32 protein-coding genes are annotated in these 26,578 nt (G+C 47.0%); 7 read left to right on the forward strand and 25 right to left on the reverse strand.

What is annotated here, in order from left to right; all coding sequences use genetic code 11:
• Positions 1–47 precede the first annotated feature (47 nt).
• The 3 genes from CP943_RS15135 to CP943_RS15145 form a co-directional block, all read right to left on the reverse strand.
• Positions 48–341 carry a LapA family protein gene (locus CP943_RS15135; RefSeq protein WP_023855393.1) on the reverse strand — a complete coding sequence of 98 codons (294 nt, stop codon included), beginning with the start codon at positions 339–341 and terminating at the stop codon, positions 48–50.
• 151 nt (positions 342–492) lie between these two features.
• Positions 493–2,718, reverse strand: coding sequence for a protein translocase subunit SecDF (secDF, locus tag CP943_RS15140; protein WP_026579145.1), 2,226 nt, complete (start codon positions 2,716–2,718; stop codon positions 493–495).
• A gap of 36 nt (positions 2,719–2,754) precedes the next feature.
• On the reverse strand, positions 2,755–3,051 hold the full coding sequence (locus CP943_RS15145; RefSeq protein ID WP_023855396.1) for a post-transcriptional regulator: 297 nt from the start codon (positions 3,049–3,051) through the stop codon (positions 2,755–2,757).
• A 117-nt stretch (positions 3,052–3,168) separates the two neighbouring features.
• Here CP943_RS15145 and spoVB point away from each other — a divergent pair, with 117 nt between their 5' ends.
• On the forward strand, positions 3,169–4,722 hold the full coding sequence (spoVB, locus tag CP943_RS15150; RefSeq protein ID WP_023855397.1) for a stage V sporulation protein B: 1,554 nt from the start codon (positions 3,169–3,171) through the stop codon (positions 4,720–4,722).
• Positions 4,723–4,731: 9 nt separating this feature from the next.
• On the opposite strand, the gene CP943_RS15155 is transcribed toward spoVB, so the two are convergent.
• Positions 4,732–5,382 carry a DUF421 domain-containing protein gene (locus CP943_RS15155; protein ID WP_020452417.1) on the reverse strand — a complete coding sequence of 217 codons (651 nt, stop codon included), beginning with the start codon at positions 5,380–5,382 and terminating at the stop codon, positions 4,732–4,734.
• 155 nt (positions 5,383–5,537) lie between these two features.
• Between CP943_RS15155 and CP943_RS15160 the strand changes: the two genes are divergently transcribed.
• Entirely contained in the window at positions 5,538–5,921 is a 384-nt protein-coding gene (locus CP943_RS15160; protein WP_020452418.1) for a TIGR04086 family membrane protein, read from the forward strand.
• 175 nt (positions 5,922–6,096) lie between these two features.
• On the opposite strand, the gene yajC is transcribed toward CP943_RS15160, so the two are convergent.
• The 7 genes from yajC to CP943_RS15195 all read right to left on the reverse strand — a co-directional run bounded on the left by yajC (position 6,097) and on the right by CP943_RS15195 (position 11,107).
• Positions 6,097–6,360 carry a preprotein translocase subunit YajC gene (gene yajC / locus CP943_RS15165; RefSeq protein WP_085959518.1) on the reverse strand — a complete coding sequence of 88 codons (264 nt, stop codon included), beginning with the start codon at positions 6,358–6,360 and terminating at the stop codon, positions 6,097–6,099.
• A 46-nt stretch (positions 6,361–6,406) separates the two neighbouring features.
• Positions 6,407–7,552, reverse strand: a complete 1,146-nt coding sequence (gene tgt, locus CP943_RS15170) for a tRNA guanosine(34) transglycosylase Tgt (protein WP_020452419.1) — start codon at positions 7,550–7,552, stop codon at positions 6,407–6,409.
• A gap of 28 nt (positions 7,553–7,580) precedes the next feature.
• The gene (gene queA / locus CP943_RS15175) at positions 7,581–8,609 is read right to left on the reverse strand and encodes a tRNA preQ1(34) S-adenosylmethionine ribosyltransferase-isomerase QueA (RefSeq protein ID WP_026579143.1); all 1,029 of its coding nucleotides are present in this window, start codon (positions 8,607–8,609) and stop codon (positions 7,581–7,583) included.
• Between the two features lie 40 nt (positions 8,610–8,649).
• Positions 8,650–8,850 carry a DUF2905 domain-containing protein gene (locus tag CP943_RS15180; RefSeq protein WP_003183984.1) on the reverse strand — a complete coding sequence of 67 codons (201 nt, stop codon included), beginning with the start codon at positions 8,848–8,850 and terminating at the stop codon, positions 8,650–8,652.
• On the reverse strand, positions 8,843–9,847 hold the full coding sequence (gene ruvB, locus CP943_RS15185; RefSeq protein ID WP_023855398.1) for a Holliday junction branch migration DNA helicase RuvB: 1,005 nt from the start codon (positions 9,845–9,847) through the stop codon (positions 8,843–8,845). Before ruvB ends, CP943_RS15180 begins: the two co-directional genes overlap by 8 nt.
• 9 nt (positions 9,848–9,856) lie before the next feature.
• Positions 9,857–10,462, reverse strand: a complete 606-nt coding sequence (gene ruvA, locus CP943_RS15190; RefSeq protein ID WP_023855399.1) for a Holliday junction branch migration protein RuvA — start codon at positions 10,460–10,462, stop codon at positions 9,857–9,859.
• Positions 10,463–10,585: 123 nt separating this feature from the next.
• A complete protein-coding gene (locus CP943_RS15195) occupies positions 10,586–11,107 on the reverse strand; it encodes an intercompartmental signaling factor BofC (protein WP_023855400.1) in 522 nt (173 codons plus the stop codon).
• Positions 11,108–11,338: 231 nt separating this feature from the next.
• Between CP943_RS15195 and CP943_RS15200 the strand changes: the two genes are divergently transcribed.
• A complete protein-coding gene (locus tag CP943_RS15200) occupies positions 11,339–11,986 on the forward strand; it encodes a protein kinase family protein (RefSeq protein WP_105981117.1) in 648 nt (215 codons plus the stop codon).
• A gap of 70 nt (positions 11,987–12,056) precedes the next feature.
• Complete coding sequence (locus CP943_RS22845) at positions 12,057–12,179, forward strand: hypothetical protein (protein WP_261379695.1); 123 nt, start codon at positions 12,057–12,059, stop codon at positions 12,177–12,179.
• Between the two features lie 80 nt (positions 12,180–12,259).
• On the opposite strand, the gene CP943_RS15205 is transcribed toward CP943_RS22845, so the two are convergent.
• The 3 genes from CP943_RS15205 to CP943_RS15215 all read right to left on the reverse strand — a co-directional run bounded on the left by CP943_RS15205 (position 12,260) and on the right by CP943_RS15215 (position 13,782).
• Complete coding sequence (locus tag CP943_RS15205; RefSeq protein ID WP_023855402.1) at positions 12,260–12,439, reverse strand: small acid-soluble spore protein H; 180 nt, start codon at positions 12,437–12,439, stop codon at positions 12,260–12,262.
• 108 nt (positions 12,440–12,547) lie between these two features.
• Positions 12,548–13,012, reverse strand: a complete 465-nt coding sequence (locus CP943_RS15210) for a DinB family protein (protein WP_026579142.1) — start codon at positions 13,010–13,012, stop codon at positions 12,548–12,550.
• A 59-nt stretch (positions 13,013–13,071) separates the two neighbouring features.
• Positions 13,072–13,782: a poly-gamma-glutamate hydrolase family protein gene (locus tag CP943_RS15215; protein WP_023855404.1), complete on the reverse strand. Its 711-nt coding sequence runs from the start codon at positions 13,780–13,782 to the stop codon at positions 13,072–13,074.
• A gap of 394 nt (positions 13,783–14,176) precedes the next feature.
• On the opposite strand from CP943_RS15215, the gene CP943_RS15220 reads away from it, so the two are divergent.
• Positions 14,177–14,356, forward strand: a complete 180-nt coding sequence (locus CP943_RS15220) for a DUF8096 family protein (RefSeq protein WP_003183993.1) — start codon at positions 14,177–14,179, stop codon at positions 14,354–14,356.
• Between the two features lie 89 nt (positions 14,357–14,445).
• On the opposite strand, the gene CP943_RS15225 is transcribed toward CP943_RS15220, so the two are convergent.
• The 7 genes from CP943_RS15225 to nadB all read right to left on the reverse strand — a co-directional run bounded on the left by CP943_RS15225 (position 14,446) and on the right by nadB (position 21,259).
• Positions 14,446–14,772: a hypothetical protein gene (locus CP943_RS15225; RefSeq protein WP_023855405.1), complete on the reverse strand. Its 327-nt coding sequence runs from the start codon at positions 14,770–14,772 to the stop codon at positions 14,446–14,448.
• Positions 14,773–14,910: 138 nt separating this feature from the next.
• On the reverse strand, positions 14,911–15,633 hold the full coding sequence (locus tag CP943_RS15230; RefSeq protein WP_023855406.1) for a YebC/PmpR family DNA-binding transcriptional regulator: 723 nt from the start codon (positions 15,631–15,633) through the stop codon (positions 14,911–14,913).
• Between the two features lie 124 nt (positions 15,634–15,757).
• On the reverse strand, positions 15,758–16,393 hold the full coding sequence (locus CP943_RS15235) for a YhcN/YlaJ family sporulation lipoprotein (RefSeq protein WP_023855407.1): 636 nt from the start codon (positions 16,391–16,393) through the stop codon (positions 15,758–15,760).
• 172 nt (positions 16,394–16,565) lie between these two features.
• A complete protein-coding gene (safA, locus tag CP943_RS15240) occupies positions 16,566–17,618 on the reverse strand; it encodes a SafA/ExsA family spore coat assembly protein (protein WP_026579141.1) in 1,053 nt (350 codons plus the stop codon).
• Between the two features lie 115 nt (positions 17,619–17,733).
• Complete coding sequence (gene nadA, locus CP943_RS15245; RefSeq protein WP_105981118.1) at positions 17,734–18,843, reverse strand: quinolinate synthase NadA; 1,110 nt, start codon at positions 18,841–18,843, stop codon at positions 17,734–17,736.
• A 21-nt stretch (positions 18,844–18,864) separates the two neighbouring features.
• The gene (gene nadC / locus CP943_RS15250; RefSeq protein ID WP_105981119.1) at positions 18,865–19,704 is read right to left on the reverse strand and encodes a carboxylating nicotinate-nucleotide diphosphorylase; all 840 of its coding nucleotides are present in this window, start codon (positions 19,702–19,704) and stop codon (positions 18,865–18,867) included.
• Positions 19,685–21,259 carry an L-aspartate oxidase gene (nadB, locus tag CP943_RS15255; protein WP_105981120.1) on the reverse strand — a complete coding sequence of 525 codons (1,575 nt, stop codon included), beginning with the start codon at positions 21,257–21,259 and terminating at the stop codon, positions 19,685–19,687. Before nadB ends, nadC begins: the two co-directional genes overlap by 20 nt.
• A 100-nt stretch (positions 21,260–21,359) precedes the next feature.
• On the opposite strand from nadB, the gene CP943_RS15260 reads away from it, so the two are divergent.
• Positions 21,360–22,538, forward strand: a complete 1,179-nt coding sequence (locus tag CP943_RS15260) for an IscS subfamily cysteine desulfurase (RefSeq protein WP_105981121.1) — start codon at positions 21,360–21,362, stop codon at positions 22,536–22,538.
• On the forward strand, positions 22,507–23,049 hold the full coding sequence (locus CP943_RS15265) for a transcription repressor NadR (protein ID WP_020452437.1): 543 nt from the start codon (positions 22,507–22,509) through the stop codon (positions 23,047–23,049). The genes CP943_RS15260 and CP943_RS15265 overlap by 32 nt, the downstream gene beginning before the upstream one ends.
• A 41-nt stretch (positions 23,050–23,090) precedes the next feature.
• Here the strand turns inward: CP943_RS15265 and pheA are convergent, their stop codons facing one another.
• From pheA to CP943_RS15285, 4 genes are all read right to left on the reverse strand, one after another.
• Positions 23,091–23,942, reverse strand: coding sequence for a prephenate dehydratase (pheA, locus tag CP943_RS15270; RefSeq protein ID WP_025811045.1), 852 nt, complete (start codon positions 23,940–23,942; stop codon positions 23,091–23,093).
• A gap of 27 nt (positions 23,943–23,969) precedes the next feature.
• Positions 23,970–24,413 (reverse strand): ACT domain-containing protein, encoded by a 444-nt coding sequence (locus tag CP943_RS15275; protein WP_023855415.1) that lies wholly within the window; start codon positions 24,411–24,413, stop codon positions 23,970–23,972.
• A gap of 117 nt (positions 24,414–24,530) precedes the next feature.
• Positions 24,531–25,817 (reverse strand): GTPase ObgE, encoded by a 1,287-nt coding sequence (gene obgE, locus CP943_RS15280; RefSeq protein ID WP_020452440.1) that lies wholly within the window; start codon positions 25,815–25,817, stop codon positions 24,531–24,533.
• Positions 25,818–25,849: 32 nt separating this feature from the next.
• A complete protein-coding gene (locus CP943_RS15285) occupies positions 25,850–26,428 on the reverse strand; it encodes a sporulation initiation phosphotransferase B (protein WP_020452441.1) in 579 nt (192 codons plus the stop codon).
• Between the last annotated feature and the right edge of the window lie 150 nt (positions 26,429–26,578).

Raw genomic sequence — 26,578 nt, forward strand, 5'->3', positions numbered from 1 at the left:
TATACTAGAGCAGCATGAGGGGATTCAATTTATTTCGTGCAATCTTTCTAGTCTTTCTGATTTTCAGGGGCCGCCGATTCGGCTTCAAGTTCAGGATACTTTACCCGTTCTTCTCTCTTGAGCGCCTTCAGCTCTTTTTTCAGCCGCATGATCTGGAAAGCGCCGGCCGAGCCGATAATGAGCGCCCCCATCAATACCGATACCAAAATGACCAGGATCAAAGGCCATTCTGCCGTTCCAAAAAGAAAATCAACCTTCACCGGTTCGACATTAATGACCGCGAAAACTGCAACAATTAATGTAAAAATAAGTGCAGAGATTAACGTCCATTGTTTGTTCATGAGATACTCTCTCCATTCGCGTCGTTTTCTAGCGTTATTTTCCCGCTCTGCTCCCATTTTAAACAAAAAGAAGATCGATAGAAAGCCGCCAAAACAACTTTTTTCTTTCAAACCAAAAAAGGACCACCCGGCAGTACGGGCAGTCCTCGATTTATTCTCCTGCAGGCTTGCGCTTCGGCTTTTTCAGGTCGCGCCCTTTCCAGACAAGCCATACTTGAGCTGCGATGTAGAGCGATGAATACACTCCACTCAACAGCCCGATTAACAGCGCGACAGAGAAGTTCGTAATCGATGCTGCGCCAAAAATGAGGAGCGCAATGACCACAATGACGACGGTCAGCACCGTATTAATTGAACGAGTGAACGTTTGCTGCAAGCTCAGATTCACAATATGTGATAAATCGCTGAAGCTCTTCGGCTTGCGCTTTTTCACCTGTTCCCTGATTCTGTCAAACGTTACGATCGTATCGTTGATCGAATAACCGATAATCGTCAGCACGGCTGCGATAAACGTAATATCCACCTCGAGCCTTGTAATGCTGAAGACCGCGATGATGAAGAATGCATCGTACAGCAAGGAAGCGATCGCCGCAATTGCCATCTTATATTCAAAGCGGATCGAAACATACAAGATGATCCCGAGAGCCGCGACGGCCACCGCATAGAGGGCGTTTCTCGCCAGCTCTTTTCCGACGGTCGGTGATACTGTGCTGACGTTCGGCTCCGAGCCGTATTTATCTTTAAAATAATCCTTCACTTCGGCAATTTTTTTCTGATCCGGAACGCCGACAAATCTGGCGACGCCGTGTTTTTGATCATCACCCGAAAGAACGATTGAATCGGCTGTCAACCCGACCTCTTCAAAGTCTTTTTTCAGCTCTTCGCTCGTCAGCTTGTGGTCGCTTTGCACTTCGATCCTTGATCCGCTGGAGAAATCGATGCCAAGGTTCAGCCTGAAAACAAGCAGAATGACAATTCCCGCAGCCAAAATAATCCCGGAAAATACGAAGAACCATTTACGCTTACCGACGAAATCCCATTTGGTAAACGGAGTCGGAGGCTCAGTATTTTCGTCTGTCTTGCTGATGTCCAGGATGTCTTTTTTGCGCACTCCAAACCAGCCTTTTTTCCGGTCAAGCCAGCGGCTTTCGACCAGCAGGCCGAGCAGGAAGCGCGACAGGAAGACAGCTGTAATAAAGCTTGTCAAAATGGATAGGATCAGCATGGTCGCGAAGCCTTTGACAGAGCTCGTACCAAATATGAAAAGCACGATTCCGGCAAGCATCGTCGTAATATTGGCATCAAAGATCGTTGCAAATGATCTTCTGTTTCCTGCTTTAAAAGCTGAGCGTACCGATTTGCCGAGCTTCAGCTCTTCTTTTATGCGTTCGTACGTAATGATGTTGGCGTCAACCGCCATCCCGACACCCAAAATAAGAGCCGCGATCCCCGGAAGGGTCAGAACCGCATTCATCCAGTCAAAGATCTGCAGTGTAATGTAGATATAGACAGAAAGCGTAATGACCGCGACAAAACCAGGCAAGCGATAATAAAGAAGCATAAATAAGAAAATAATAGCAATACCGACGATTCCCGCAAACACGGTATCATTCAAAGCCTGCTCCCCAAACTGCGCGCCGACGGATGTCGAATACTTTTCAACGAGTTTGACAGGAAGAGCGCCCGCATTTAAAATGCTCGCCATATCTTTTGCTTCCTGAATCGTAAAGTTTCCTTCAATCATTACGTCTGACGTGTTCAGCACCTGGCTGACATTCGGAGCGGAGATGTATTTATGATCCGCTTTTTGCGATTCTTTTTTAAAGGAGTCGCCTTTTTTGTAATCAAGCCAGATGACGAGCTGGTTGTTCGGCTTCATATCGAGCACTTTCTTTGTCACTTCGCCGAATTTATCGGCATCCTTCAGCTTGATCGTCACGATCGGCTCATTTGTGTCCTGCTTGAACGACTGTTTAGCACCGTTTTCGACAAGATCTGAACCGTTCAAAAGCTCTTTGTCATTCGTATCCCTGAACGTAAGCTGAGCCTGTGTGGATAAGATTTCCCGCGCCCTGTTCTGGTTGTCGACGCCGGCAAGCTGAACCCTGATCCGGTTGTTTCCTTCGATTTGAATGTTCGGTTCGCTGACGCCCAACACATTCGCCCGGCGGTTCAGTGCTTCAACCGTACTGATGAGGGCGTCCCTGTCAATTTTGTCGCCCTGTTTGGCAGGCTGGACTTCATACAGAACCTCAAAACCGCCCTGAAGGTCAAGGCCGAGGCTGATGCTGTCTGCAGCCGGCTTCGTGAACATTCCCAGTCCCGTACCGATCAAGAGAACGGTAAGGAAAAACGCAATCAAGCGTCCTTTTTTCATTATGTATTTCCTCCTTAAATCAACCAAAATCTACGGCTACCTCAGCAGCTCATCGAGCATATTCTGCCCTTCTTTGCTGTCGAGTAAATTAGACGTTTTAAACGATTCTACGGTTGCATAGTTCATAAATTCGCCAATTTTCACAGATAAAATATCACCGGCGAGCTGATGAATTTGAACATCCTTCTTTTTCTTCCATTTCTTATTCAATAAGTATGACCACAATTCCTCTATTTCAATATCGTCATAACCGAGTATCCTGAACTCTTCCGTCTTGCTGTGAAGAAAGGGTTTTAAATGATCCTTGTACAGATCAGCCGGATGTTTGCCCATGCCAAAGCCACGCTCCTTTCACATTTTTTCAGAGAGACTTGTCATGCTTGGACGATGTATGCGCATATCTTATTGTATATGATTAAAGGTTGTTTGAGAAGGCAGGGGACTCTAGAAATGACGAAGCAGACGTTTTTAAAAGGAACGCTCATTTTAATAGCGGCAGGTTTGATTACGAGAATGCTCGGCTTTATCAACCGGATTGTCATCGCAAGGTTCATCGGAGGTGAAGGTGTCGGGCTTTATATGATGGCGGCTCCGACTTTTTTTCTGGCGGTCACCCTCACCCAGTTCGGCCTACCTGTCGCCATCAGCAAGTTGGTCGCTGAAGCGGAAGCGCGCGGAGACTACAGAAAGACAAAGCAGATTTTAGTGATGTCTCTTGCAATTACCGGGACGCTCAGCGCCGTCATTACTCCGGTGTTTCTCATCTACGCCCCGCTGATGGCCGACACGCTGCTCACAGACAAAAGAACGCTTTATCCGCTTTTGGCGGTTACACCGGTCGTTCCGATCATTGCTGTTTCCAGCGTGCTGAGGGGCTATTTTCAAGGAAAGCAAAATATGAGGCCGCTTGCCGTGTCCCAGGTTCTCGAACAAATTGTCCGGATATCGCTTGTCGCCGTATGCACGACGGCATTCCTTCCGCTCGGCATCGAATATGCGGCTGCGGGCGCGATGCTGTCATCCGTGTTTGGCGAGTTGGCTTCACTCCTTTATTTGTTCGTCGCCTTTAAATACAAAAAGAAAATCCGCATCAGAAAACGTTTTTTCCAATCGCTGAAATCTGGACGAACCACGTTTTTCGAGCTGATGAGCGTCTCGCTCCCAACAACGGGCAGCCGTTTTATCGGCAACCTGTCATGGTTTTTTGAACCGATTGTCGTAGCGCAAAGCCTTGCAATAGCAGGGGTCGCCGCTTCCGCCGCAACGAGCCAGTACGGAGAGTTGACCGGCTTTGCCCTGACGCTTCTCACCCTCCCGAGCTTTATCACATATTCTCTGTCTACGGCGCTCGTTCCAGCCATCAGCGAAGGAATCGAACAGAAAAAAATGCAAGTCGTGGAATACAGGCTTGAGCAGGCGATGAGGCTTTGCCTTTTAAGCGGCGGAATATCGGCGGTCATTTTGTTTTCGTACGCGGATGAGCTGGTCAGCGTGATGTACGGGTCGTCAAATGCTGCGATTTATGTGAAAATCATGGCTCCATTCTTTTTATTTTACTATTTCCAAGGTCCGCTGCAGGCCGTCCTGCAGGCTTTAAACCTGGCCGGCGCGGCAATGATGAACAGCCTGGTCGGCGCCGTTGTGAAAACAGGTCTCATTTTTGTTCTCGCTTCACGGCCTTCGCTTGGCATTATGGGGGCTGCGCTGGCGATTTTGACGGGGATCATCCTCGTCACCCTGCTGCACGCCGCAACCGTCAGCAAAGTGCTTCCCATCAGCATTAACCTGAAAGAATATATCGTATCCTTCGGCGTCATTTTGATATCAGGGTGGGGAAGCCTTCTGATGAAAGAACACCTTTTTTTAGACCAGTCCGAGCCGATGCGCCTGCTTTTGTGTGTCGCGGTTACAAGCTTTCTTTACGTCTTCCTTCTGGTCGCCTTCAAGCTGGTCAAAAAAGAAGAAATCCAGCGGTTTCCGCTGTTCGGCCGCTGGATTTCGTAAGCTCTCGCTTTAAGGTTTAAATTCATCCTTTATGTCAATAAAAAAAGAACCTTTATTATATGTGCAATAAGAAATTTTGGAAAGATCGCGGTGTCCTCTTTTTTCAAGCTTTTGCTCAAGCCACTCCCGGTCTTTCCCGATCTTTTCCAATTGTTCTTTTTGAACCATTCCGTCAACAATCAACGGCAGTTCGATCATTTTGTTTGGCCCGTCTTTTGTAAACACTGAAAGCTTCCCGGTCGGCTCCAAAATCGCATATGAAACATCCCCGATTCGTTCCACATTCTTATCTCTCAGCTGTGTCATCAAATCATCGTAATTATAGCGCTGTGTCCTCATGGCGTGTTCATCAATTTTTCCGCGGTCTATGATAATCGTCGGTTTCCCATCGAGAAGCCGGCGGATTTTTTGATTTTTCAATGACAGATATGCAAATATAACCTGGATCAGCGTCAAAACGAGAATTGGAATGATCGTATGGAGAAGGTGGTCATCGAGATTTTCAATGGCCAAAACCGCGATTTCGGCCATCATAATAAAAACGACAAGATCCAATATGCTCAGCTCGCCTATTTCCCTCTTTCCCATCAAGCGAAACAAAATAAAGATGATGAAATACAAAACGACCGTCCGAAACGTAAGAGCTAAAATTTCATCCATTACCGCCCGCCTCCTTCCGCCTATCATGATCATAAACATAGCCTTTGTAAAATTGAGGCTTTTATGTATAAAAGGTCGGGGGAGCTAGTCTATTTGCCAAACGTGCAGAATACATTTAAAAAGACGAGCCCGTCTATATTGAAAGGAGGATCGTGATGAACGAACCAAAACAAGTCGGCAAAGGGATTTTATACAGCTTGGCGGTTATTTTCGCTTTGATGTTTGCGGGAAGCCTGGTCATTTCGCTGCTCCTCACCTTCACATCATTAACCGAAAGTTCATTCAGCTGGTTTATTACCGCCATTTCTTTTATTACCTTGTTCATCGGCGGTTTTATTGCGGGAGGCAAATCGAAGGAAAAAGGGTGGCTGAGCGGAGGGTTGACAGCGCTTTGCTTCTCTCTTACGGTGCTTTTGTTTCAATATCTCGGCTTTGGCGAAGCCTTCAATTTGAAGCAGCTGCTCTATCATTCCGGTTTTTTGGGAGTCAGCATGCTGGGCGGGATTTTCGGGGTCAATCTGCAGGGGAGCCGTGCATAAAGACAGCAAAAAGGGAGCGGATGACCGCTCCCTTTTCTCATGCCCATCAGGCTTCTTTTATGCCATGTCACATCAGGAACAACTGCGGCTTCATCAAGACATAAGGAACGGCGCTAGCGCCGTTTTCACGTCCTGCGACAGTCTGATTTCCGATGCTTATGTATCAGCCTTTCGGCTATTCTGCTGACGCCTCTCTGATCGCGCGGCGGTCGAATGTCAGACGGGTATTGTCGCCTGTTTTGATGACAACCTTGCTTTCGTCAATTGAATCAACGATGCCGTGCAGGCCGCCGATCGTTACGACCTTATCTCCTTTTTTCAGCTCCTCCTGCATCTGGCGGACAGCCTTCTGCTGCTTTTGCTGCGGACGGATCAAAAGGAAATAAAGAACCGCAAACATTAAAATAATCGGAAGTAATGTTCCAAGCATCTCCATTATTTTTTCACCCCTTTCAAATGGCTTTATCGCTTTCTTCGTTTATGTGTCAGAAACTTTTAGCATTTGGTTTATTAAAACCGTAGCGCTCAAAAAACTCTTCCCGGAAATCACCTAAACGATCTTCACGAATGGCATCTCTGACTTGCCCCATTAATTTTAACAGAAAATAAAGATTATGATAAGAAGTTAAACGAATTCCAAACGTTTCGTTACAGCGGATTAAATGTCTGATATAAGCGCGCGAGTAATTGCGGCACGTATAGCAGTCGCACTGCTCGTCGATCGGTCTGAAATCTCTTTCATATTTGGCATTTTTCACGACGAGACGCCCTTCGCTCGTCATGAGCGTACCGTTTCTCGCTATCCTTGTCGGCAGCACGCAATCGAACATATCCACTCCGCGGATGGCTCCGTCAATCAGAGAGTCCGGTGAGCCGACCCCCATTAAATAGCGCGGTTTATCCGCAGGAAGCAGCGGAGTTGTAAACTCCAGCACACGGTTCATCACGTCTTTCGGCTCTCCGACGGATAGTCCACCTATAGCATATCCCGGAAAATCCAGTGAAATCAAGTCTTTCGCACTTTGTTTTCTCAAGTTTTCGTACTCTCCGCCTTGAACGATTCCGAAAAGCCCTTGCTCGTCAGGGCGTTTGTGAGCTTTCAGGCACCTTTCCGCCCAGCGGCTCGTCCGTTCAACAGACCTCTTCATATAATCGTACTCTGCCGGGTACGGCGGGCATTCGTCAAACGCCATCATAATATCTGATCCGAGGGCGTTTTGGATGTCCATCGCTTTTTCAGGAGATAAAAACAGCTTGTCTCCGTTTAAATGATTGCGGAAATGAACGCCTTCCTCTTCGATTTTGCGGAACTCGCTCAGGGAAAACACCTGAAAGCCGCCTGAATCCGTCAAAATGGCGCGGTCCCAATTCATAAACTGATGAAGGCCCCCCGCCTCTTTGACGATGTCATGGCCCGGTCTCAGCCAAAGGTGGTACGTATTGCTTAAAATAATGCCTGCACCCATTTCTTTCAGCTCTTCCGGCGCCATCGTTTTAACGGTGGCGAGCGTTCCTACGGGCATAAACACCGGCGTTTCAAATGAGCCGTGCGGGGTGTGCACTCTCCCCAGCCTTGCTCCTGTTTGTTTACATGCTTTTATGAACTCATAGCGTATCGGTTGCTGCGACAAATTATGAGCCCTCCAATCTTTTTGAATTTTATTTGATCAACATGGCATCTCCGAAGCTGAAGAAGCGGTATTCGTGTTCCACTGCGGCGCGGTAGGCAGAAAGCACATGCTCTCTGCCTGCGAGCGCGCTGACAAGCATAATGAGGGACGATTTCGGAAGATGAAAATTGGTAATCATCCCGTCAATCGCCCGGAATGTGTAGCCTGGATAAATAAAAATCGATGTCCAGCCTCTCGCTTCCCGGAAGCGGCCGTCATGTTCGGAAGCGATGGTCTCAAGCGTCCTCGTCGATGTCGTGCCGACGGAAATGATTTTTCCGCCTTCCTGTCTGACGCGGTTTAACAATGCTGCCGTTTCTTCCGACATTTCATAAAACTCGGCATGCATATCGTGTTCCTCTACATTTTCCGCACTGACAGGCCGGAATGTCCCGAGCCCGACGTGAAGGGTAATAAACGCAATATGCACGCCTTTTTTCCTGAGCGCATCCAGAATCTCTTCCGTAAAATGCAGCCCGGCCGTCGGCGCAGCCGCCGATCCTTGTTTCTTTGAGTAAACCGTCTGATAGCGCTCTCTGTCATCGAGCTGTTCTTTAATATAAGGAGGCAGAGGCATTTCGCCGAGCGATTCGAGCACCTCGTAAAAAATTCCTTCATAGCGGAATTCAATTTTTCTTCCGCCGTGCTCGAGCTCTTCTGTGCAGACCGCCGTTAGACGGCCGTCTCCAAACGAAAGAACGGTTCCGCGCTTGACCCGCTTTGCGGGCTTGACAAGCGTTTCCCATACGTCCCCTTCCTCCTGTTTTAACAGAAGAACTTCAACCTTTGCGCCCGTCTCTTCCTTGACTCCGTACAAGCGGGCCGGTAGCACCCTCGTATCATTCAACACGATGCAATCGCCCGCGTTCAGAAAATCAATCACGTGCTTAAACGTGCTGTGAGTGATTTCTCCTGTTTTTTTATCCAGCACCATCAGCCTGGACGCATCCCGCTCTTTTAAAGGAACCTGTGCGATAAGGCGTTCAGGCAAGTCAAAATCGAATAATTCTACTTTCATCTTTTTTCACCTTACTCTATCTATAGACTTGAATGTCGCGTCATTTCATTCGTCCGAAAAACGAAAACACCACGGACAGAATGATGCTGATGACAATGCATGTAACAACCGGAAAGAAAAATGTCACGTTTCCCTTTTTTACAAAAATATCGCCGGGGAGCCTGCCGATGACTTGCATGAATAAACCGATGCCAAAAATGACGGCGCCCAGCACCATTAAAATCTTTGGAAATTCAGTCACGGTTCGGAACCTCCATTTTAAAGTGGCTGTATACATCAGGGGTTACGATGCGCCCCCGCGGCGTTCTTTGAATAAAACCGATTTGAAGAAGATACGGCTCATACACATCCTCGATCGTGTGAGACTCCTCACCGATGGTAGCCGAAATCGTATCGATGCCGACTGGACCGCCGCCAAATTTTTCGATCATGCCCATTAAAAGCTTGCGGTCGATATGATCAAGCCCGAGTTTATCAACCTGGAGGCGTTCAAGCGCATCCACCGCCACTTCCTCCGTGATGGAGCTGTTTCCAAGCACCTGGGCAAAATCTCTGACCCTCCTCAAAAGCCTGTTGGCAATCCGCGGCGTCCCTCTTGACCGTCTCGCGATTTCGAGAGCCGAGAGCGAATCGATGTCAACCTCAAACAGCTCCGCCGTTCTGATCACGATGTCTGAAAGCTCGTCACGCGTGTAATACTCAAGCCTTGACAGAACGCCGAACCTGTCCCTGAGAGGCGCGGTTAAAAGCCCGACCCTTGTGGTCGCGCCGACAAGGGTAAAAGGAGGAAGATCGAGCCTCACAGAACGCGCCGACGGCCCTTTGCCGATCACGATATCAAGGCAGAAATCTTCCATCGCAGGATACAGCACCTCTTCGATCGAACGGTGCAGACGGTGGATCTCGTCAATAAATAAAACGTCACCTGGCTCCAGAGCCGTTAATATCGCCGCCAAATCGCCGGGGCGCTCGATCGCCGGACCTGACGTCGTTCTGAGATTGACTCCCATTTCGTTGGCGATGATCGCAGCGAGCGTCGTTTTTCCCAATCCCGGCGGCCCGTACAACAAGACATGGTCAAGCGTTTCTTCCCGCATTTTCGCAGCTTCAATGAATACCTTGAGGTTGTCTTTCACTTTTTCCTGGCCGATATACTGAGCCAGTCTTTGCGGACGCAGACTTTGCTCGATCGCTGATTCATGGTTGTCTAGTTCACTTGATACAAGCCGCTCATCCATGATATCACCTTACTTTAACAATTTTTGCAATGCTTTTTTAACGTATTGATCCGTCGAAAGCGCCTCTTCCTTTTTCAAATGAGGCTGGACTTTTTTAATTTCCCGGTCGGAATAGCCGAGCGCTCTTAATGCTTCAAGCGCCTCCTCAAGAGCCGTTTCCGCTTCATGAATTTGCTCCCGCTCTTCATGGTTAAACAGATCGGCCGCGATTTCAGGAACGGCGTCCGCAAGCTTCCCTTTCAGATCAAGGATGATCTGCCTTGCCGTTTTTTTGCCTACGCCGGGGAACTTGACGAGAAACGCTTCATCCTCATTCTCGATCGCTTCAATCACCGCTCCCGGATCGCCGGAAGCGAGGATCGCAAGCGCTCCTTTCGGGCCGATTCCCGTAACATTCAGCATTTTCGTAAACAGCATTTTTTCTTCCCTTGTCGAAAAGCCGTACAGCGCATTCGTATCTTCTCTTACATAATGGTATGTATAGATTGTTTCGTTGCTGTTTTTCTTATAAATAAACGGATTTGGCGTAAAGATCTGATAGCCGATCCCGCCGTTTTCAATGACAATATATTGGGGCGATACATAATCAATCGTCCCTTTTACGAATTCGATCAACGTTCATTCACCTCTTTGACTGCTCTTCATTGTAACACAAAACAGGCAAAGCTAGAATGAAAAAGTTAACATATGTTCGCTAAAAATGGCTTCTGTCTGCAGCTGAAAAAAGACATAACAGCGTCATGTCTTCATATCTTTTACATGATGTTGGCTTCCGGATGATTTTACGGCTTCAATGACATGTTCAAATTCCTTTTTCGTGCGGTATGGGATCCCTTTGCGCAAATCATCCGCCATCCGGCTTTCCAGGCGCTTTATATCAATCTGAAAAAACGATTGAATCGGCTCTGATAATATGCCCGGGCGGCCGTGAAAAGTCGAAATCACGCCGTCTTCCGTCACTCCGATATAACCGTTTGTTTTGCTGAGGGGAGAAATATCGTCCACCTGTTTGCGAAACAGAATAAACCCCTTTTTCTGATCGATGAGCTGCCACCCTTTATAAGCAGCTTTAAAGTCTTCCAGTGTTCGAGCGGCCTCTACTTTATTTTCGATTCCAACGTCCCCGTCCAGATAAACCTTTTCAAGCTGGATTTGAACTTTAGCCGGCTTTTCCGCCAGGGCCTCCAGGTGAAAGCTGAGCGCGGCCAGCAGACTTCCAATAAGCAATAAACCGATTTTGAACTTGCTTTGGCTGTTCATCAATATCACCTTCTTTTTTGCCTTAACGATCATATCCATAGTTTGACCAACGCTTTTAAAAATTAATCTAAAAAAGCAATTAGATGACAACCGGTTTACGAATGTTACATTTTTAAACCAATATGAAGAACTCAAAAGCATTTAAGGTGCAAAACCCCTCGTTCTCATGTATAAACAACATTATAGAGAGTTTTTCGTTTGACCAGCCCTTAAAAAGAAGGTGAGTTCGGCGTGAAAAAGGCGCAAACCTATGCAGAGGCCGTAAAGTATAATACGAAAAAAAAGTTCAATAAACTTATCCAAAAACCCGATGACTTAGAGTTGATCGGGAAAGGCAGGAGCGCATACGTTTTTAAGCTGACTGAAGAGGGCAGGGAAATGGCTCTTAAAGTCTTTTTTCCCGAATTTAAGAACATTGCCGCAAGGGAAGCGGAGATTTACAAAAAGCTTTCTGATTCGAATTATTATCCTGATATATATGAAACAGGGCCATCATATATTTTAATGGAGTATATTAAAGGATACACTTTTTATGAGTGTTTAAACAAAGGCATTCCGATCGATGATGACATGATCTGCGAGGTCGACCGCGCATTGAACGATGCGAAGCGGAAAGGGTTGAATCCATCCGATATCCACCTCAGAAACCTGATACTGACGCCGGCTGGGACAATCAAAGTCATCGATGTGGCCAGGTTTTTGCAGACGAAAGAATGCAGACAGTGGGATGACTTAAAAACAGCCTATCAAACCATTTATAAAAAAAGCCGTTTCCCGCAAAGGCTTCCTAAGCTGTGGATGGAATTGATCGCTTATCTTTATAAAAAAAACTGGCTTCAGAAACAATGGGCCGACAGAAAAAACAAATTTCACCCGTAATTTGAAACTTAAAGAAGGCGCGTCCGTATATGAAATAACCCCATTAAAGTCAGGAAGGGAGAAACAGCTGTTGAAGAAAAAGAAGAAACAAAATGATAATAAATGGGATTATCTTTATCTCGTTGATTTGCTTGAGCCGTTGTTTTATGTGCTGAGGCTGGCAGTAAGAGGACTTGCAAAAATCATAAATTAAACACTCGGGCTTTCGGGTGTTTTTTTGATGGCCGAGTGATAAGACAAATACAAAACCCCTTCATTTGAAGGGGTTGCTTTTTAATGCTCTTTCAAATTTGCGAGCGGTACTTCCTGCTCGTTCTCCGGCTGGCCGAGCGGAAAAATTCTTGCGGTTTCATTTTGTTCGTTGACATGCTGAATATAAATCGGCCTGCCGTTATAAGTAACATCAACCATGTCGGGTGATTCGACGATTTCCTGGGCACGATGCGTATTCATGCTGACACCCTCCTTTTGCTTTTACTCATAATGTGTACACCCGGCTGCTTTCGTATTCCTTTTGAGCCGGTTTTCTTTCAAGGAGGGGTGATCTTCAGGCTCCCGTAATCAATGAATTTTTACGTACAAAGGCAGATCCGTGTGTCCCATTTCACGCACATAAACAAACAGATTGCCTTTGTGATGAATTTCGTGTCCGATCGCTAGCTGCAGCAGCTGTTCGCCGGCTACTTTCCGTCCGAAGACGCCGGTCAAATCGACCTCACGATCCAATTCTTCATCCGTAAAAGATTCAAGCAGCTTTTTTGTTTTTTCTGTATACGTTTTGGCGAGCTCGCTCAGGCTTGACCCTGTTTCTTCCGGCTTCTTTTTAAAAGACTCTCCGTTTCCTTCTTTTGCCGCCGAAGCAAAGGCATAGAAAGATTGCAGCATATGCGTGACAAGTTCCTTCGCTGGCATCGACGTTTCAGTCGGTTTGTAATCGAGATGTTTTTCATCAATCTTTTGAATTAGTTCTTCTGTCACCAGGCGGTGGGACATAAATTCCTGAACGATGCGGTCTTTTCGTTCCATTTTTTATTCCTCCTTCGTGTTTTAGCAGTTCATACACAGAATAACACGAGTTTCCATTTTCAGCATCTGTCCTGCAGCACCCTTCGGACCGCCTTGACATATTTGCGGAATGTTCTCGTTTTTGTTTCCTCCCTCTCTTTATAGGAAAAGTCTTCGAAAAACTCTTTCCTTTGAGCCGTGCTGATTTCAAGCTGCACGCTCATTCCTGACTGGCTTTCATTATTGATGTTTTCCTCGGCAGTTCCGGCAAATTTCCCGTCCACTTTGACCAATTCTGCGGAAAAGTCAGACTTTTTCAGAGATTTGACGATGGCTTTTGCCAGCTTTCTGTCCGTTCCTCCCACAAGCGTGTGCGGGCGGTCGCCGGAATAGCCGTGGAATGCGATGGTATAGCGGTGTTCTTTTATTTTCTGCAATGCCAGAGGCTCGTCAAAGTTTGTGCTTGTAATATGAAGATCCGAGTTGTTCTCATCCTTTTTTCCTTCGAATAAATAAGTTGAATAATCATCTTTGAAAGCTCTGACAAGCTCGCTTACTCCGCCTTCTATTCTTCCTCCATGAGGCGAAAAAATTAAACAGTCGCTTCCCGCTTTTTCGTGGTACTCAATGTCATAACCGCTTTTTTCGTGTTCCTGCAATTCCTTGAAATTCATGTATCTGTCCCCGGCCTGGATCTGAAAGTTCTCCCGGGTTGTTTTTTCGAACCACCTGTATGCGCCATTTATCATCACTGCTGCGATCACCAAGTAGATGAGTACTTTTTTCTTCATTGATTATTCCCCTTTTACACTACCTTTCGATTTCTAAGCATGTCCTCCAAGCCTCATTGTATATTTGGCTTTTTTGTGACACAGTTATTTTACGCTTTAGACATGACGCGTTCAATTATGAATAAGTTTGATAAAAAATAAAAATTTAAATAAAATGATGCTTTTTCATTAGTTTAAAAGATCGATAAATTTTAAGAAAAAAATCTCATAAGAATAGGCGTCTCTTGTTGCACGACTTTCCCTACAGCCTATCCCGCTTGAGAATAAGGCATTCTATCAGAAACGGGGTATACGGTTTGATAAAAGTAACATCTGCGGGGTGCTGATGTTATATTTTCTTTTCATCCCCGTTCTGTTATCCTATTACCGACAATAAAAATGCAGGTGATAAAACATGGAAACAGAATATGAAACAAAAGGCTACGACCTGACAAAAGTTTATGATTACAATCAATATCCGGATGTCCGCCACGGACGGTGCGACAATTGCGATTACACCCTTTTTAAAAGCTCTGTAAAAAACGGGCAGTTTTTGCGTGAATGCCGGCGCTGCGGCATGAAAAAAAGCATTTAGCGTTACAGTACATTCTCATATGTATAAAAAAACTTGCCGACAAGGCTGAATGGAGCTTTGCCGGCAATACACGTCATGCTGTCAAATGCTTAAACATCTTTTTGATCTTTGTTTGTGACGATGCCGTTGATCGATTCACCGATCTTTCCGCTAAGATCAGCATTCAGGCTGTTGATATTTTGAATGTATTCGCTGATGATATTTTGGACCGCTTGATTCATCTCTGCATTTTCACTTTTTGTGAGGTCGGCCTCTCTCAGATCGATGCCGCTGTTTTTCTGAACCAGCTCATTGATGGATTGACCAAATCCCGTGATAAAGCTGTTGATTTTTTCGATGACTTGAGCGGTTTCCTGATCTTGCGCACCCGCGTCTATAGCCGTGAAAGGCTTCTCATTTTCGCGCTGTTCAGCCATTTATAGAACCTCCTCTCATGATGACAGATTCCTTCACAATATATGATGAAAAATCAAATCTTGATTCCGCAGCAGCTTGATAGGGCTGCTAAATGGTTGAATGCATAAAAAGACGCCGCGAACCTGGTGCGGCGTCCTTTAATGAACGTTCGTATACACTTCCTGCACATCGTCATCATCTTCAAGTGCGTCAATGAGTTTTTCGACTTTTTCCTGAAGTGTTTCATCGACCTCTGCATAGGTTTGCGGAACCATTGTCATTTCGGCTGTCGCCGTTTCGTAGCCGCGCTCCTCCAAGTTTTTCTTTACTTCTTCAAACTGTTCGGGCTCTGTATAAATCTCGAACAGCTCTTCGCTCGTTTCGAGCTCCTCGGCACCGGCATCAATGACCTCAAGCATAAACTCCTCTTCATCTATCTCAAGATCTTCACGCTCGATTGCAATATATCCTTTCCGGTCGAACATATAAGAAACACATCCTGTTTCCCCCAAGCTGCCGCCGTTTTTGCTGAAAGCGGTTCTGACGTTTGTCGCCGTCCGGTTTTTATTATCTGTCAAACATTTGACCATGACAGCCACACCGCTTGGGCCGTAGCCCTCATACGTAATTTCCTCGTAGCTTTTTCCATCCTGGCTGCCGGAAGCTTTTTTGATGGCGCGGTCGATGTTGTCGTTTGGCATGTTTGCATTTTTGGCTTTATCGATGACGAGACGCAGACTTGCGTTAGATTCGGGATCTGGTCCCCCTTCTTTTGCGGCTACATATATTTCTTTGGCAAGCTTCATGAAAATTTTGCCGCGTTTAGCATCTTGGGCATTTTTTCTTCTCTGAATATTTTTCCATTTAGAATGGCCAGCCATATCTTTCTACCTCCAAAAAAATTCTCGTCTCTATGTACACTTTATACGGTTTTCCCCGTTTTTGTAAAGAAATCGGCCGAACGCTTACAAAAAAATTGCCGGGGAATCCCCGGCAATTCCCTGCTTATTGGTTGCGCAAGCGGTTCAAATTGTTATTCGTCGTGTCTCCGCGATCCCTAATGTTCTGAGGGTCGTCGTTCATTTCGCGCAGCCTTGTAAATGCGCCGTCGTCCTCGACAACTTGAACGGTCCGGTCTCCAGCAAACGTTTTGGCTGCCTTTCTAATTTGAGTTCTCTCATTATTTGTCAGCTGTTTATCTGACCGTACCGCGATGATGACCGTTTCATTCGTTACGACGGCCTGACTCTCGTCAACATAATTCAACTTGTTGACGCGTCCAGTGATATTCCTGGAGATTTTACGGTTTTCCGGTCTGTTATAGCCTGTGTCCGCCGTGTTCACCAAATGATTGTGATAATTCATGTCTCCCCGGCTGAAAGTTCCATCGCCTGTTGGAACGGGATTGCCGTTGCCCGCTCGATTGTTCACGTTCGTTGCACCGTTTCTCCCGTTCATGTTTTCAAGCATTTCTGTAACAGGACCGTCATTATCAAGACCGTTATTACGATCTGCATCATTTGAATAATATCCGATCGGACGCGTATTGTTTCCATTATCTATAGCGTCGTTCGTTCCGCAGGCAGATAGACCAGCTGTCAAAAGCAAAATACCCGAAAACACTTTCAGCTTGCTGTCCAATGGTAATACCCCCCGTGAAAACCGCTGAATTTGAGCATTGCGCTCTTTTTTAGGATGTGCGAGATGTGAAGAGTTACCCTTGACAGTTATAGACAGTCCAGTGAAAAAGCATGAAAGTGTTTATAGCGGCCCACAATAAAAAAGGAACGATAGATCATCGTCCCATTCCGAATCAGTCTTCTTCATCTTCCGGTCTGTTAAACATCTGTCCGCCTGCGGGCTGCTGTCCGTATCCGCCCATACCGTACGGAGCTCCCATTTGCGGCATCTGTCCATATGGCGCTGCACCCGGAAAACCTCCCGGGAATTGGCCTGGCCCGCACCCGCAGTCATCTTCTTTGCCGTGTGCCATATTGGGATCGTGTCCGACGTTTGGTGATGCATATCCCGGAAACGGCTGATAAGGCGCATATGCCGGAGCAGTCATCGGCTGATGATGATATCCGTGATGACCGGCATTGTCATGCCCCATGTTGTCATCACCGTCATATTCAGCAGGAGATACATAGCTAGGCTGAGGCATGTAAGGCATTTGAGCAGGATATGGATACCAAGGGTGGCATAAGCCCGATCCAGGCAGCACCGGTGAAACAGGAATCCAGCAGCCTCCAGGATAGAACGGATAAGGATGCGGATGGTGATGGTGATGATATCCGGCAGCAGCTACATTTGGCATGCCGTGAAACTGCTTATTTTCATCACCTGCTGCACCGACATTCGGCGGCTGCGGAACATTCGGATAATTGACATTTTCCATATGATTCTCCTCCTCATTTGTCCATGGATTATACATGTTAGGGCCTTTCTCTTGATGTTCATAAGGTTTTGGAGGTGCGTACGGCTGATGAAGCTGATTGACGCTTTGATACAAATTTGAAATGTCGCCTTCAGGCAAACTTGACTGCCCGATGTTCGGGACAGGCGGAACATAAGGAACCGAAGGCTTTTCTTTCGGTTTTATATCTTCAACATCAAGCTTGCTTTTCGGCTTTTCTTTTGCAAATGGATGTTCCTGCTGTTTTTTCGGTAACTCTTTTCTCATATTGAGCTGTTCTTCTTTTTTGACCGGCACTCCCCCTGACGGTACTTTGATTTTCATGCCCGGCATGATCAAATCTGGATTGCTCAGCTGCGAATTCAGCTTTTTCAGTTCTTCAAAGTCCACTTCATATCTTTCCGCGATTTTTTCCAGAGAATCGCCCTTTTGGACAATATGAATTTTCAACGTTTTCCCCTCCTATGCAAAAACGTGAACGAACAGATGAGAATAACAAATATGCTTCTCCACAAATTTATGCGCATAGCGGAGGGGTTATGATAAAAACTTGTTCTCCAAACATTTAACGGATCGTTAACATCCGATTCAGCGCAAGAATGGCATCTTTTGCGATATCTTGATCAACTTTGATCACGCCTGTCAGTTCACCTTTGTCAATCTGCTCCAGCGACCACAGCAAATGCGGCATGTCGATTCTGTTCATTGTCAAACAAGGGCACATATCTGGATTAAGGGATTCGATTTGTTTATCAGGATGTTCTTGAATGATGCGCGAAACAAGGTTCATCTCTGTTCCAATCGCCCATTTGCTCCCCGGTTTTGCTTCATTAATCGTATCGATGATTTTTTTTGTAGACCCGCTGAAATCGCTGAGTGCGACGACTTCATGGGTGCATTCCGGATGAACGATAACATTAATGTCCGAATCCCGTTCTTTAACACTTTTGATATTCGCCGCGGTAAATTTTTCGTGAACAGAGCAATGCCCCTTCCACAAAATGATTTTTATGTCTTCATAATCGCCGTTATACTCAAGTTTTTCTGCGATGGGATCCCACACCGCCATTCTGCTGAGGGGAATGCCGAGGTCATATGCCGTGTTTCGTCCCAAGTGCTGATCCGGAAGAAATAAAATTCTCTCCTTTTGCGATAGCGCCCATGTCAACATGCGGGCCGCATTTGAGGATGTCACGGACGCTCCCCCGTTTCTTCCTACAAAAGCTTTGATTTCCGCTGTCGAATTGACATATGTGAGGGGAATGATGGTATCGCCAAACAGCTCTGCAAGCTCTTCCCAGGCGCGATTCGTCTGCTGCATGTTGGCCATATCGGCCATCGAACAGCCTGCGCGCATGTCCGGCAAAACGACAATCTGTTCGTCGGAAGTAAGCATATCGGCTGTTTCTGCCATAAAATGTACGCCACAGAACACGATATATTCCGCTTTTTTATTTTTTTGGGCGACTTGCGCCAGCTGAAGCGAATCTCCCGTCGCGTCCGCAAATTGGATCACTTCGTCTTTTTGGTAGTGATGCCCCGGGATAAACAGCCTTTCTCCGAATTTCTTTTTGATATTCAAAATCCTTCCGGCCATTTCTTCTTCGGTCAATTCTTTATACAGCTCCGGCATCATGCCGGCGTTCCTGTCCTGAATCAAGTTTAAAATAGACATCTGTCACCTCTCCAATCCCGCTTATTTTTTTAGAGCGACATTCATGCTGATATCAAGGCTTTTCGCCGAATGGGTCAAGTAGCCCAATGAAATACAGTGCACCCCTGTTCCCCTGTATGCGTGGAGATTTTCAAATGAAATTCCGCCTGAAGCTTCCGTCATAATGCCTGCGGGTGTCATTTCCGCAAATGCTTTCACCTTGTCAGGAGGACAATTGTCAAACATAATGATATCGGCTTCAGCCTCAATCGCTTCTTGAAGCTCTTGTTCAGACTCGATCTCCACCTCGATTTTGACCATATGGCCGCACGCTGCCCGTGCTTTTTCAACCGCTTTTGAAATCGAGCCGCAGGCGGCAATGTGGTTGTCTTTAATCATGATGCCGCCGTCCAAACCAAAGCGGTGATTGCAGCCCCCGCCGGTTTTGACCGCGTATTTTTCAAGAATGCGCAGGCCCGGCGTCGTCTTTCTCGTATCGCAAATCGCGATATTCGGATCATTCAGCCTGATAACGGACTGCTTTGTTAAAGTGGCGATCCCCGACATTCTTTGAATGAGATTCAGCACGACCCGTTCGCCGGTCATGAGAGAAGCTGCACGGCCTTTGAGCCGCGCGATCGTTTCTCCTTTATGGACCGCTTCGCCATCTGTTTTCAGCATTTGCACGGCGATCGTTTCATCGAGCAGCCGAAAGCCTTCGAAAATCACTAATTCTCCTGCAAACAATCCGTCATCCTTCGCTGTGATGACCGCTTCGCATTGAAGATTGGCATCGAAAACGGCTTCAGAAGTGAAATCCCCCCAGCCGATATCTTCCTTGAAAAATTCTTTAAGCATGTTCCTAAGTATGAGCCGCTGCATATTTCACAATCCCTTCGTTTTGTCTTATCTTGATCCCGCCTTTTGTGTGAACGATTTGCTTGCCATGCCAGTTTTTATCATCAGGCGCCGGGCGATCCGAACGGTAATGGCCGCCTCTGCTTTCTGTACGAAGCAATGCCGAGGCCGTCATCTGCTTGGCGGTCTGCCATAAATGAGCTAATTCAAGCTGTTCTTTTGTGATTTCTTTCACATTCATGATTTGAAAAGGCACTCGCTCAAGCCATTCTTTCGCCTTCGTCAATTCATCCTCCGTTCGCACGATCGCCACATGATCTGTCATGTGTTTTTGAATATCCTTCACATCTGTCAGGGGAACAGAATATGTCACATCCTCAGGCTGAGGAGATTGTCCTCTGACAGGCTCAGGTTTTTGATAAGCTTGTATCCGTTCCGCCGCTCTCCTTCCGAAGACGATGCATTCCAAGAGAGAATTGCTTGCCAGACGGTTGGCACCGTGAAAGCCGGTGCATGCAGCTTCCCCAATCACATAAAGGTGTGGAACCGCCGTTTCCCCCCATCTGTTCACAGAAACGCCCCCCATTAAAAAATGCATGCCCGGTGAAACCGGAAGCCGGCCTTCTTCAATGGAAATTCCGGCTTTTTCGCAAAGAGAGGAAATCGTAGGGAAGCGGCTTTTAAAGTCTGATATGCGGGTAATATCCAAAAATACGCTGCTTCCGCAGGCAAGCTTTTCGTGAATCGCACGAGATACGATGTCCCGCGGCGCTAAATCCTGCATGGGGTGAATCCCTTCCATCACCCGCTGGCCGTTTTCATCAACCAAGACAGCTCCTTCTCCGCGCACAGCTTCTGAAACAAGCCCGTGTGCGCGCCCGTCTTTGACGAGCAATGTAGGATGAAATTGAACGAATTCCAAATCTGCGAGCTCGGCTCCTGCCCGATATGCCAAAGAAATCGCATCGCTTGTCACAGAACGGTTATTCGTGTTGATTTGAAATAGATTTCCGCAGCCTCCTGCCGCCAGCACAACAAAATCGGCTTTCCTGAGAAAAGTCTTTCCCTGTCGGTCTTTCGTCCAGACGCCCGCACAGCGTCCGTCTTCCATCCATAAATCCGCCGCCGTTTCGTATTCTTTCAGTATGACGTGAGGACCGAGCCTTCCGATTAAGTGCCGGATCAGCGCCTGCCCCGTAGCGTCTCCCCCGGCATGCAAAATTCTGTTCATCGAATGTGCGCCTTCTTTGCCGAGGCTGAGCTTTCCGGATTCGTCAGTATCAAAAGGGAAATGCTGAAGAATCAGCTCATCAACAAGGCGCTGGCCGTCTTTAATGGCATCTTGAACCGCTTCGATTTGATTGTGGCCGCATCCGGCATATAATGTGTCGTCCGCATGAGCTGACCAGGAATCGCGAGGCAATACAGCCGAGGCAATTCCTCCCTGAGCGAGGGTTGAATTGCTGTCTTTTACAGATGCTTTTGTCATCACAATCACTTCATAAGACGGCGGAATGGCTGCAGCAAAAGACAGCGCAGCGGCACCTGCCCCGACAACAATTATCGTCTGATGAGACATGTCGACTCCTCCTGTAAATTTACATGTGTCTTGACACCTATATTTACATATCGATAAAATAAACTCAAGTATTTTTTATAAAGAATGGGAGACGAGAGCCGTGATTTATCTTGATTATGCAGCGACGACACCGGCGGCAAAAGAAGCCTTGGACGCGTTTCAAAAACTGAGCACAGACGTGTACGGAAATTCGAGTAGTCTGCATGATGCAGGAGGGAAAGCCGAAAGTATTCTGCGCTACTGCCGCCAAAAGATGGCGGAACTTTTATCCGGGGAAGAAGAAGGCGTTTATTTTACGAGCGGCGGCACCGAAGCCAATTTTTTGGCGATTCACTCCATCTTAAATGGACTCCCCGCCGGAAAGCAGCGCTTTTTAATGACCGAAATGGAACATCTGTCGATCCACATTTTGAAGCGGCATCTTGAGATACTGGGCTTTGAAGTCGACTTGATGAAACCGAATGCTTCAGGCATCATCACAACAGAGATACTGGAACGGCACCTCCGTCCTGATACAGGTCTCGTCTCAATTCAGCATGCCAACTCAGAAACAGGCGTCATCCAGCCCCTGGCAAAGCTTTCGGCTTACTTGCATAAGCGGGACGTGCTCCTGCACAGCGACTGCGTACAGACCTTTGCCAAGATTCCGGTCGGCATTGATGAGCTCGGCGCTGATGCCTTATCTGTTTCAAGCCATAAAGTATACGGACCAAAAGGAGTTGGAGCGGTCTATATTCGGCCTGGTGTGAACTGGAAACCCGTCTACCCGGGCACTTTACATGAAAACGGATTGAAGAGCGGCACCGTCAATGTCCCTGGAATCGGCGCTTTCATTACCGCTGCCGAGTTGACAATAAAGCGTATGGATGCTGCGTATCTTAAACATCAGGAGCTGCGCGCCCGTTTTCTGGAAAAGGCAAAAGCCCGGAAGCTTCCCGTCTCCCTCGCTGTGCCCGATTCGGCAAATTCGCATGTTCTGCCGCATATTATAGGTTGTTTTTTTCATTCCTTTGAAGGACAATATACTATGCTGGAATGTAATCGGAGAGGAATTTGCATTTCTACCGGAAGCGCGTGTTCAGCCGGCTATCATGAGCCGTCGAATACGATGAAAGCCCTTTTAGTCCCAAGGGAGCTCGCGCTTCAATTCGTCCGAATTTCGTTCGGATGCGATACGACAAGCGAACATGTTGATCAGCTGTTGGACGTTTTTGAAGATATGATGCATGAGAAAGGAGACCATCGGATTGACAGACGGATTAAAACTTACGGGCGCTGAGCGGCGCCAGCAGCTTCTGGCCTGGCTGAAGGAGTCTGAGGCTCCGCTGACAGGAAGCGAACTGGCGAAAAGAGCATCTGTTTCACGGCAGGTCATCGTACAGGACATTTCTTTATTAAAAGCAAAAAACGAACCGATCATCGCAACAAGCCAAGGATACGTGTATTTGCAGTCAGTTCTCGGCAAAAAACAGCCGGTTCAGCGGCTCATCGCTTGCGACCATGAGCCGGAAAAAACGGAAGAAGAGCTGAATCTGATCGTCGACTTTGGCGTAACGGTGAAAGATGTAACGATTGAACATCCTGTCTACGGCGACTTAACAGCTTCGATCAGAGTCAGCACAAGAAAAGAAGTCTCGGACTTCGTCAAAAAAATCTCTTCGACAAACGCCGCTTATCTGTCTCAACTGACAAACGGCACCCATCTGCACACATTGGAGGCAGATGACGAAGAGAAGATCGAACAAGCTTGCGACGCCCTGCAAAAAGCGGGCATCCTCATTCCCGAATAAAGAAAAGGTCCTTTGCCGTCATCAATGCAAAGGACCTTTCTTTATAATGTATACGCATTGTAGGCTCCGAGCATTTTCACCTTGCAGCCCAAAGCTTCAAGCTCAGCTATCGCACCTGGAATCAGCACATCGTCCAGTGCCATTTCAATATCAATAATGAAAAAATAATTGCCGAGACCGGTTTTTGTCGGCCGCGATTCAATTTTAGAAAGATTCAAATTTCTCCAGGCGAAAGCCGACAGCACCTGGTGGAGAGCCCCTGATCTGTCCGAAGGAAGGGTTACCAGCAAAGTCGTTTTCGGCCTTCCCGTCAAGTGCGGATTGACCGGCGGAGATGCCTCGTGATCCGGATGAAGCATCACAAATCTCGTGTGATTGTATTCATAGTCATGCACATCTCTTTTGACGATGTCTAATCCATACGTAGCGGCTGCCATTTCATTGGCAATCACGCCGATGTTCTCGTCCGGATGTTCACTCACGTATTTTGCAGCTGCACCGGTGGATGTCGCATATTCAAACGGAATGGAGCGGAACCGGCTGTGCAAAAATTTATGACATTGTGCGATCGCATGGGAATGGGAATAAACTTTCTGAATGTCTTCCCAAGCCTCTTTTCTTGCAGGATGCACAAGTAAATGCTGACGGATGGGAGCGGTGATTTCTCCGACAATATAAAGGGGCTGTTCGTGGATTAAGTAGTCTATTGTCAGATTCACCGATCCTTCAATTGCATTTTCAAGCGGGACGACAGCCAGATCAATCTCGCCGTTCATCGCCGCATCCATACAGGCGGGTATTGTGTTAAATGCTTGCTGGTCTGCATCTGAAAAGCAGGAGCAGACGGCAAGGTGCGTAAATGTTGCTTCTGGACCTAAATAACCTACTCTCATACTCATGATATATGACATTCTCTCCCTTTAAGCGCCCGAACCTAGTATTTCGACCTTTTCTACGAATTCCAGCTTTCTTAATTTGTTCATCAGCAAATCGATATTTCCATCCATTCCTCTCGTACTGACGGACAGCGTGACATTCGCTCTTCCTTGAAGAGGGATGGTCTGGTGGATCGACAGCACGTTGCAGCCCGATTCAGCCACCACTTGGAGCAGATGGGACAGCGTTCCCGAGCGGTCCTCCAAATGAAAAAAAAGCGTGATAATCTGTTCCTTGACCATCGTATAAAAAGGAAAAACCGCATCTCTGTACTTGTAAAAAGCGCTTCGGCTCAAATCTACCTTTTGGACGGCTTCAGCTACAGATTCCGCTTTTTTCCGCTCAATCAGCTTTTTGACCTCAAGTGTTTTCCGCATTGCCTCCGGCAGCACGTCTTCCCTGACAAGATAAAAGGTCTCCTCTTTCACAGACTTTTCTCTCCTTTTAAAAACCCTGATTCCTTTACATTGATCCAGCAAGCGAAAGGAAAGGCGTTCCTTTCAGCTAAAAGTCGGAGAGCTTGCCTGGCAAACTCTCCGGTATGATCAGTCGATAAATTCAAATTCAAATTCGAGAAGACGGATCGTATCTCCGTCTTTTGCACCGCGGGCCCGAAGCGCGTCATCAACGCCCATTCCGCGAAGCTGTCTGGCGAAACGCTTAACAGACTCGTCTCTTGAAAAATCCGTCATTTTAAATAAGCGTTCAAGCTTGGCTCCGCTGAGCACAAAGGTGCCATCAGGATCACGGCTGATCTCAAACGGCGCTTCCTCATCCTCAAGCTTATACATGACTCTGTTTTCAGTCATGTCTTCTTCGTCGTAGAGCGGGAATTCCGGCGTCGTTTCCAAACGGTCGGCAATCTCAAACAGCAGATCCCTCAATCCTTGTCTGGTCAACGCGCTGATTGGAAAAACAGGATAATCATCTGTAAGCTTTTCTTTGAATGCCTTCAGATTTTCTTCCGCATCCGGCATATCCATTTTATTGGCGACAATAATTTGAGGACGTTCTGTCAGCCTCAGATTATACTGTTCAAGCTCTTTATTGATGGTCACATAATCTTCATACGGGTCGCGCCCTTCAAGACCCGACATGTCGATCACGTGCACGATGACGCGCGTTCTTTCGATATGTCTGAGGAATTGGTGTCCGAGGCCAACCCCTTCGTGCGCCCCCTCAATCAGTCCCGGAAGATCCGCCATTACAAAGCTGCGTCCGTCTTCCGTTTCGACCATTCCGAGATTCGGATTCAGCGTTGTAAAATGGTAATCGGCAATTTTCGGCTTGGCCGAAGACACGACAGACAGGAGTGTTGATTTTCCAACGCTTGGGAAACCGACAAGACCGACATCGGCCAAAACTTTCAGCTCGAGAACGATATAGCGCTCCTTGCCGGGTTCGCCGTTTTCAGAAAGCTGCGGCGCCGGGTTGGCAGGCGTCGCGAAACGGGTATTGCCTCGTCCGCCGCGTCCTCCTTTTGCGATGACGGCTTCCTGTCCGTGCTCCGTTAGATCAGCGATGACCTGCTTTGTATCATCGTCAATGACAACCGTGCCGGGCGGGACTTTTACAACCATGTCTTCTGCATTTCGGCCGTGCTGGTTTTTAGACATGCCGTGTTCTCCGCGCGTCGCCTTAAAATGTCTTTGATATCTAAAATCCATCAGCGTGCTGAGGCCTTCGTCAACTTTGAAAACGACGTCTCCGCCTTTTCCGCCGTCACCTCCGGCAGGACCTCCTTTTGGCACATATTTTTCGCGGCGGAAAGCAACCATTCCGTTGCCTCCGTCTCCGCCTTTTACGTATATTTTTACCTGATCAACAAACATAATGTCCTCCGTTCTATTCCTAAAAAACCGCTTTACTTGATATGAATTTCAGCGATGCACTCACGGTCTGTTACATCAAGCCGCTTGATTTCATAAAAATCAGCCAGTGAATGATGAAAGTCTTTGATACCGGTCAGCTTTGTGAATACGCCGTGGAAATCCAGAAAGATGACGAGCCGGTCGTCCGGACCGTCCGTCTGCAGCGTGATCGTCAGATGATTGTCGCCGCCTTTCAAAACGGCATCCTCAAAAGTCCCAAACAGCTTTCTGACGAAAACGACGAGCTTCTCTTCATAAGCTGACAAATCTCTGACCTGACCGATCACCTCATATTCAAGCGTCAGCGAATGGGCCATCCAGTTAAATGTAAGCAGCTCATACGCCGCACGCGGGATTTTAAGGTTTGAAAGCTTTGATTCATGCTGAGCTTCGATGACCACTTCATCAATAATTTCAAATACGCGGTCATACTTTTTTAATGTTAAGTTTCCTTTAATCAATTGCAGTTTATTCATCCAGTCGTGCCTTGAATGGCTGAGCAGATGAATAAGCTCATGGGTCAAAGCCTTATCGTCCATCGTCTTTTCTTGTTTTTTCGAAGTTTCTTCCATTTTTGCACTCCCAATCGTTTGTTCTCTATTTTAGGAGTCTGATTCAGTTTGTACTTTGAATTATAACAGAGAAGGCAGTATAAATGAAACACGTTTATATACTTTAAAGAAGCAGAATCAGAGCGGAAACCCGGCCTTGTCCAGGGGGCG

The sequence above is a fragment of the Bacillus paralicheniformis genome (assembly GCF_002993925.1).
Taxonomy (GTDB): Bacteria; Bacillota; Bacilli; order Bacillales; family Bacillaceae; genus Bacillus; species Bacillus paralicheniformis.

Coding starts and splice junctions, on each gene's coding strand:
- CP943_RS15135 (WP_023855393.1), bottom strand. CDS start 341: ATGAACAAACAATGGACGTTAATCTCTGCACTTATTTTTACATTAATT.
- secDF (WP_026579145.1), bottom strand. CDS start 2,718: ATGAAAAAAGGACGCTTGATTGCGTTTTTCCTTACCGTTCTCTTGATC.
- CP943_RS15145 (WP_023855396.1), bottom strand. CDS start 3,051: ATGGGCAAACATCCGGCTGATCTGTACAAGGATCATTTAAAACCCTTT.
- spoVB (WP_023855397.1), top strand. CDS start 3,169: ATGACGAAGCAGACGTTTTTAAAAGGAACGCTCATTTTAATAGCGGCA.
- CP943_RS15155 (WP_020452417.1), bottom strand. CDS start 5,382: ATGGATGAAATTTTAGCTCTTACGTTTCGGACGGTCGTTTTGTATTTC.
- CP943_RS15160 (WP_020452418.1), top strand. CDS start 5,538: ATGAACGAACCAAAACAAGTCGGCAAAGGGATTTTATACAGCTTGGCG.
- queA (WP_026579143.1), bottom strand. CDS start 8,609: ATGAAAGTAGAATTATTCGATTTTGACTTGCCTGAACGCCTTATCGCA.
- ruvB (WP_023855398.1), bottom strand. CDS start 9,847: ATGGATGAGCGGCTTGTATCAAGTGAACTAGACAACCATGAATCAGCG.
- CP943_RS15195 (WP_023855400.1), bottom strand. CDS start 11,107: ATGAACAGCCAAAGCAAGTTCAAAATCGGTTTATTGCTTATTGGAAGT.
- CP943_RS15205 (WP_023855402.1), bottom strand. CDS start 12,439: ATGAATACGCATCGTGCCCAGGAAATCGTCGAATCACCCGACATGGTT.
- CP943_RS15210 (WP_026579142.1), bottom strand. CDS start 13,012: ATGGAACGAAAAGACCGCATCGTTCAGGAATTTATGTCCCACCGCCTG.
- CP943_RS15215 (WP_023855404.1), bottom strand. CDS start 13,782: ATGAAGAAAAAAGTACTCATCTACTTGGTGATCGCAGCAGTGATGATA.
- CP943_RS15220 (WP_003183993.1), top strand. CDS start 14,177: ATGGAAACAGAATATGAAACAAAAGGCTACGACCTGACAAAAGTTTAT.
- CP943_RS15225 (WP_023855405.1), bottom strand. CDS start 14,772: ATGGCTGAACAGCGCGAAAATGAGAAGCCTTTCACGGCTATAGACGCG.
- CP943_RS15230 (WP_023855406.1), bottom strand. CDS start 15,633: ATGGCTGGCCATTCTAAATGGAAAAATATTCAGAGAAGAAAAAATGCC.
- nadA (WP_105981118.1), bottom strand. CDS start 18,843: ATGTCTATTTTAAACTTGATTCAGGACAGGAACGCCGGCATGATGCCG.
- nadC (WP_105981119.1), bottom strand. CDS start 19,704: ATGCAGCGGCTCATACTTAGGAACATGCTTAAAGAATTTTTCAAGGAA.
- nadB (WP_105981120.1), bottom strand. CDS start 21,259: ATGTCTCATCAGACGATAATTGTTGTCGGGGCAGGTGCCGCTGCGCTG.
- pheA (WP_025811045.1), bottom strand. CDS start 23,942: ATGAGAGTAGGTTATTTAGGTCCAGAAGCAACATTTACGCACCTTGCC.
- obgE (WP_020452440.1), bottom strand. CDS start 25,817: ATGTTTGTTGATCAGGTAAAAATATACGTAAAAGGCGGAGACGGAGGC.
- CP943_RS15285 (WP_020452441.1), bottom strand. CDS start 26,428: ATGGAAGAAACTTCGAAAAAACAAGAAAAGACGATGGACGATAAGGCT.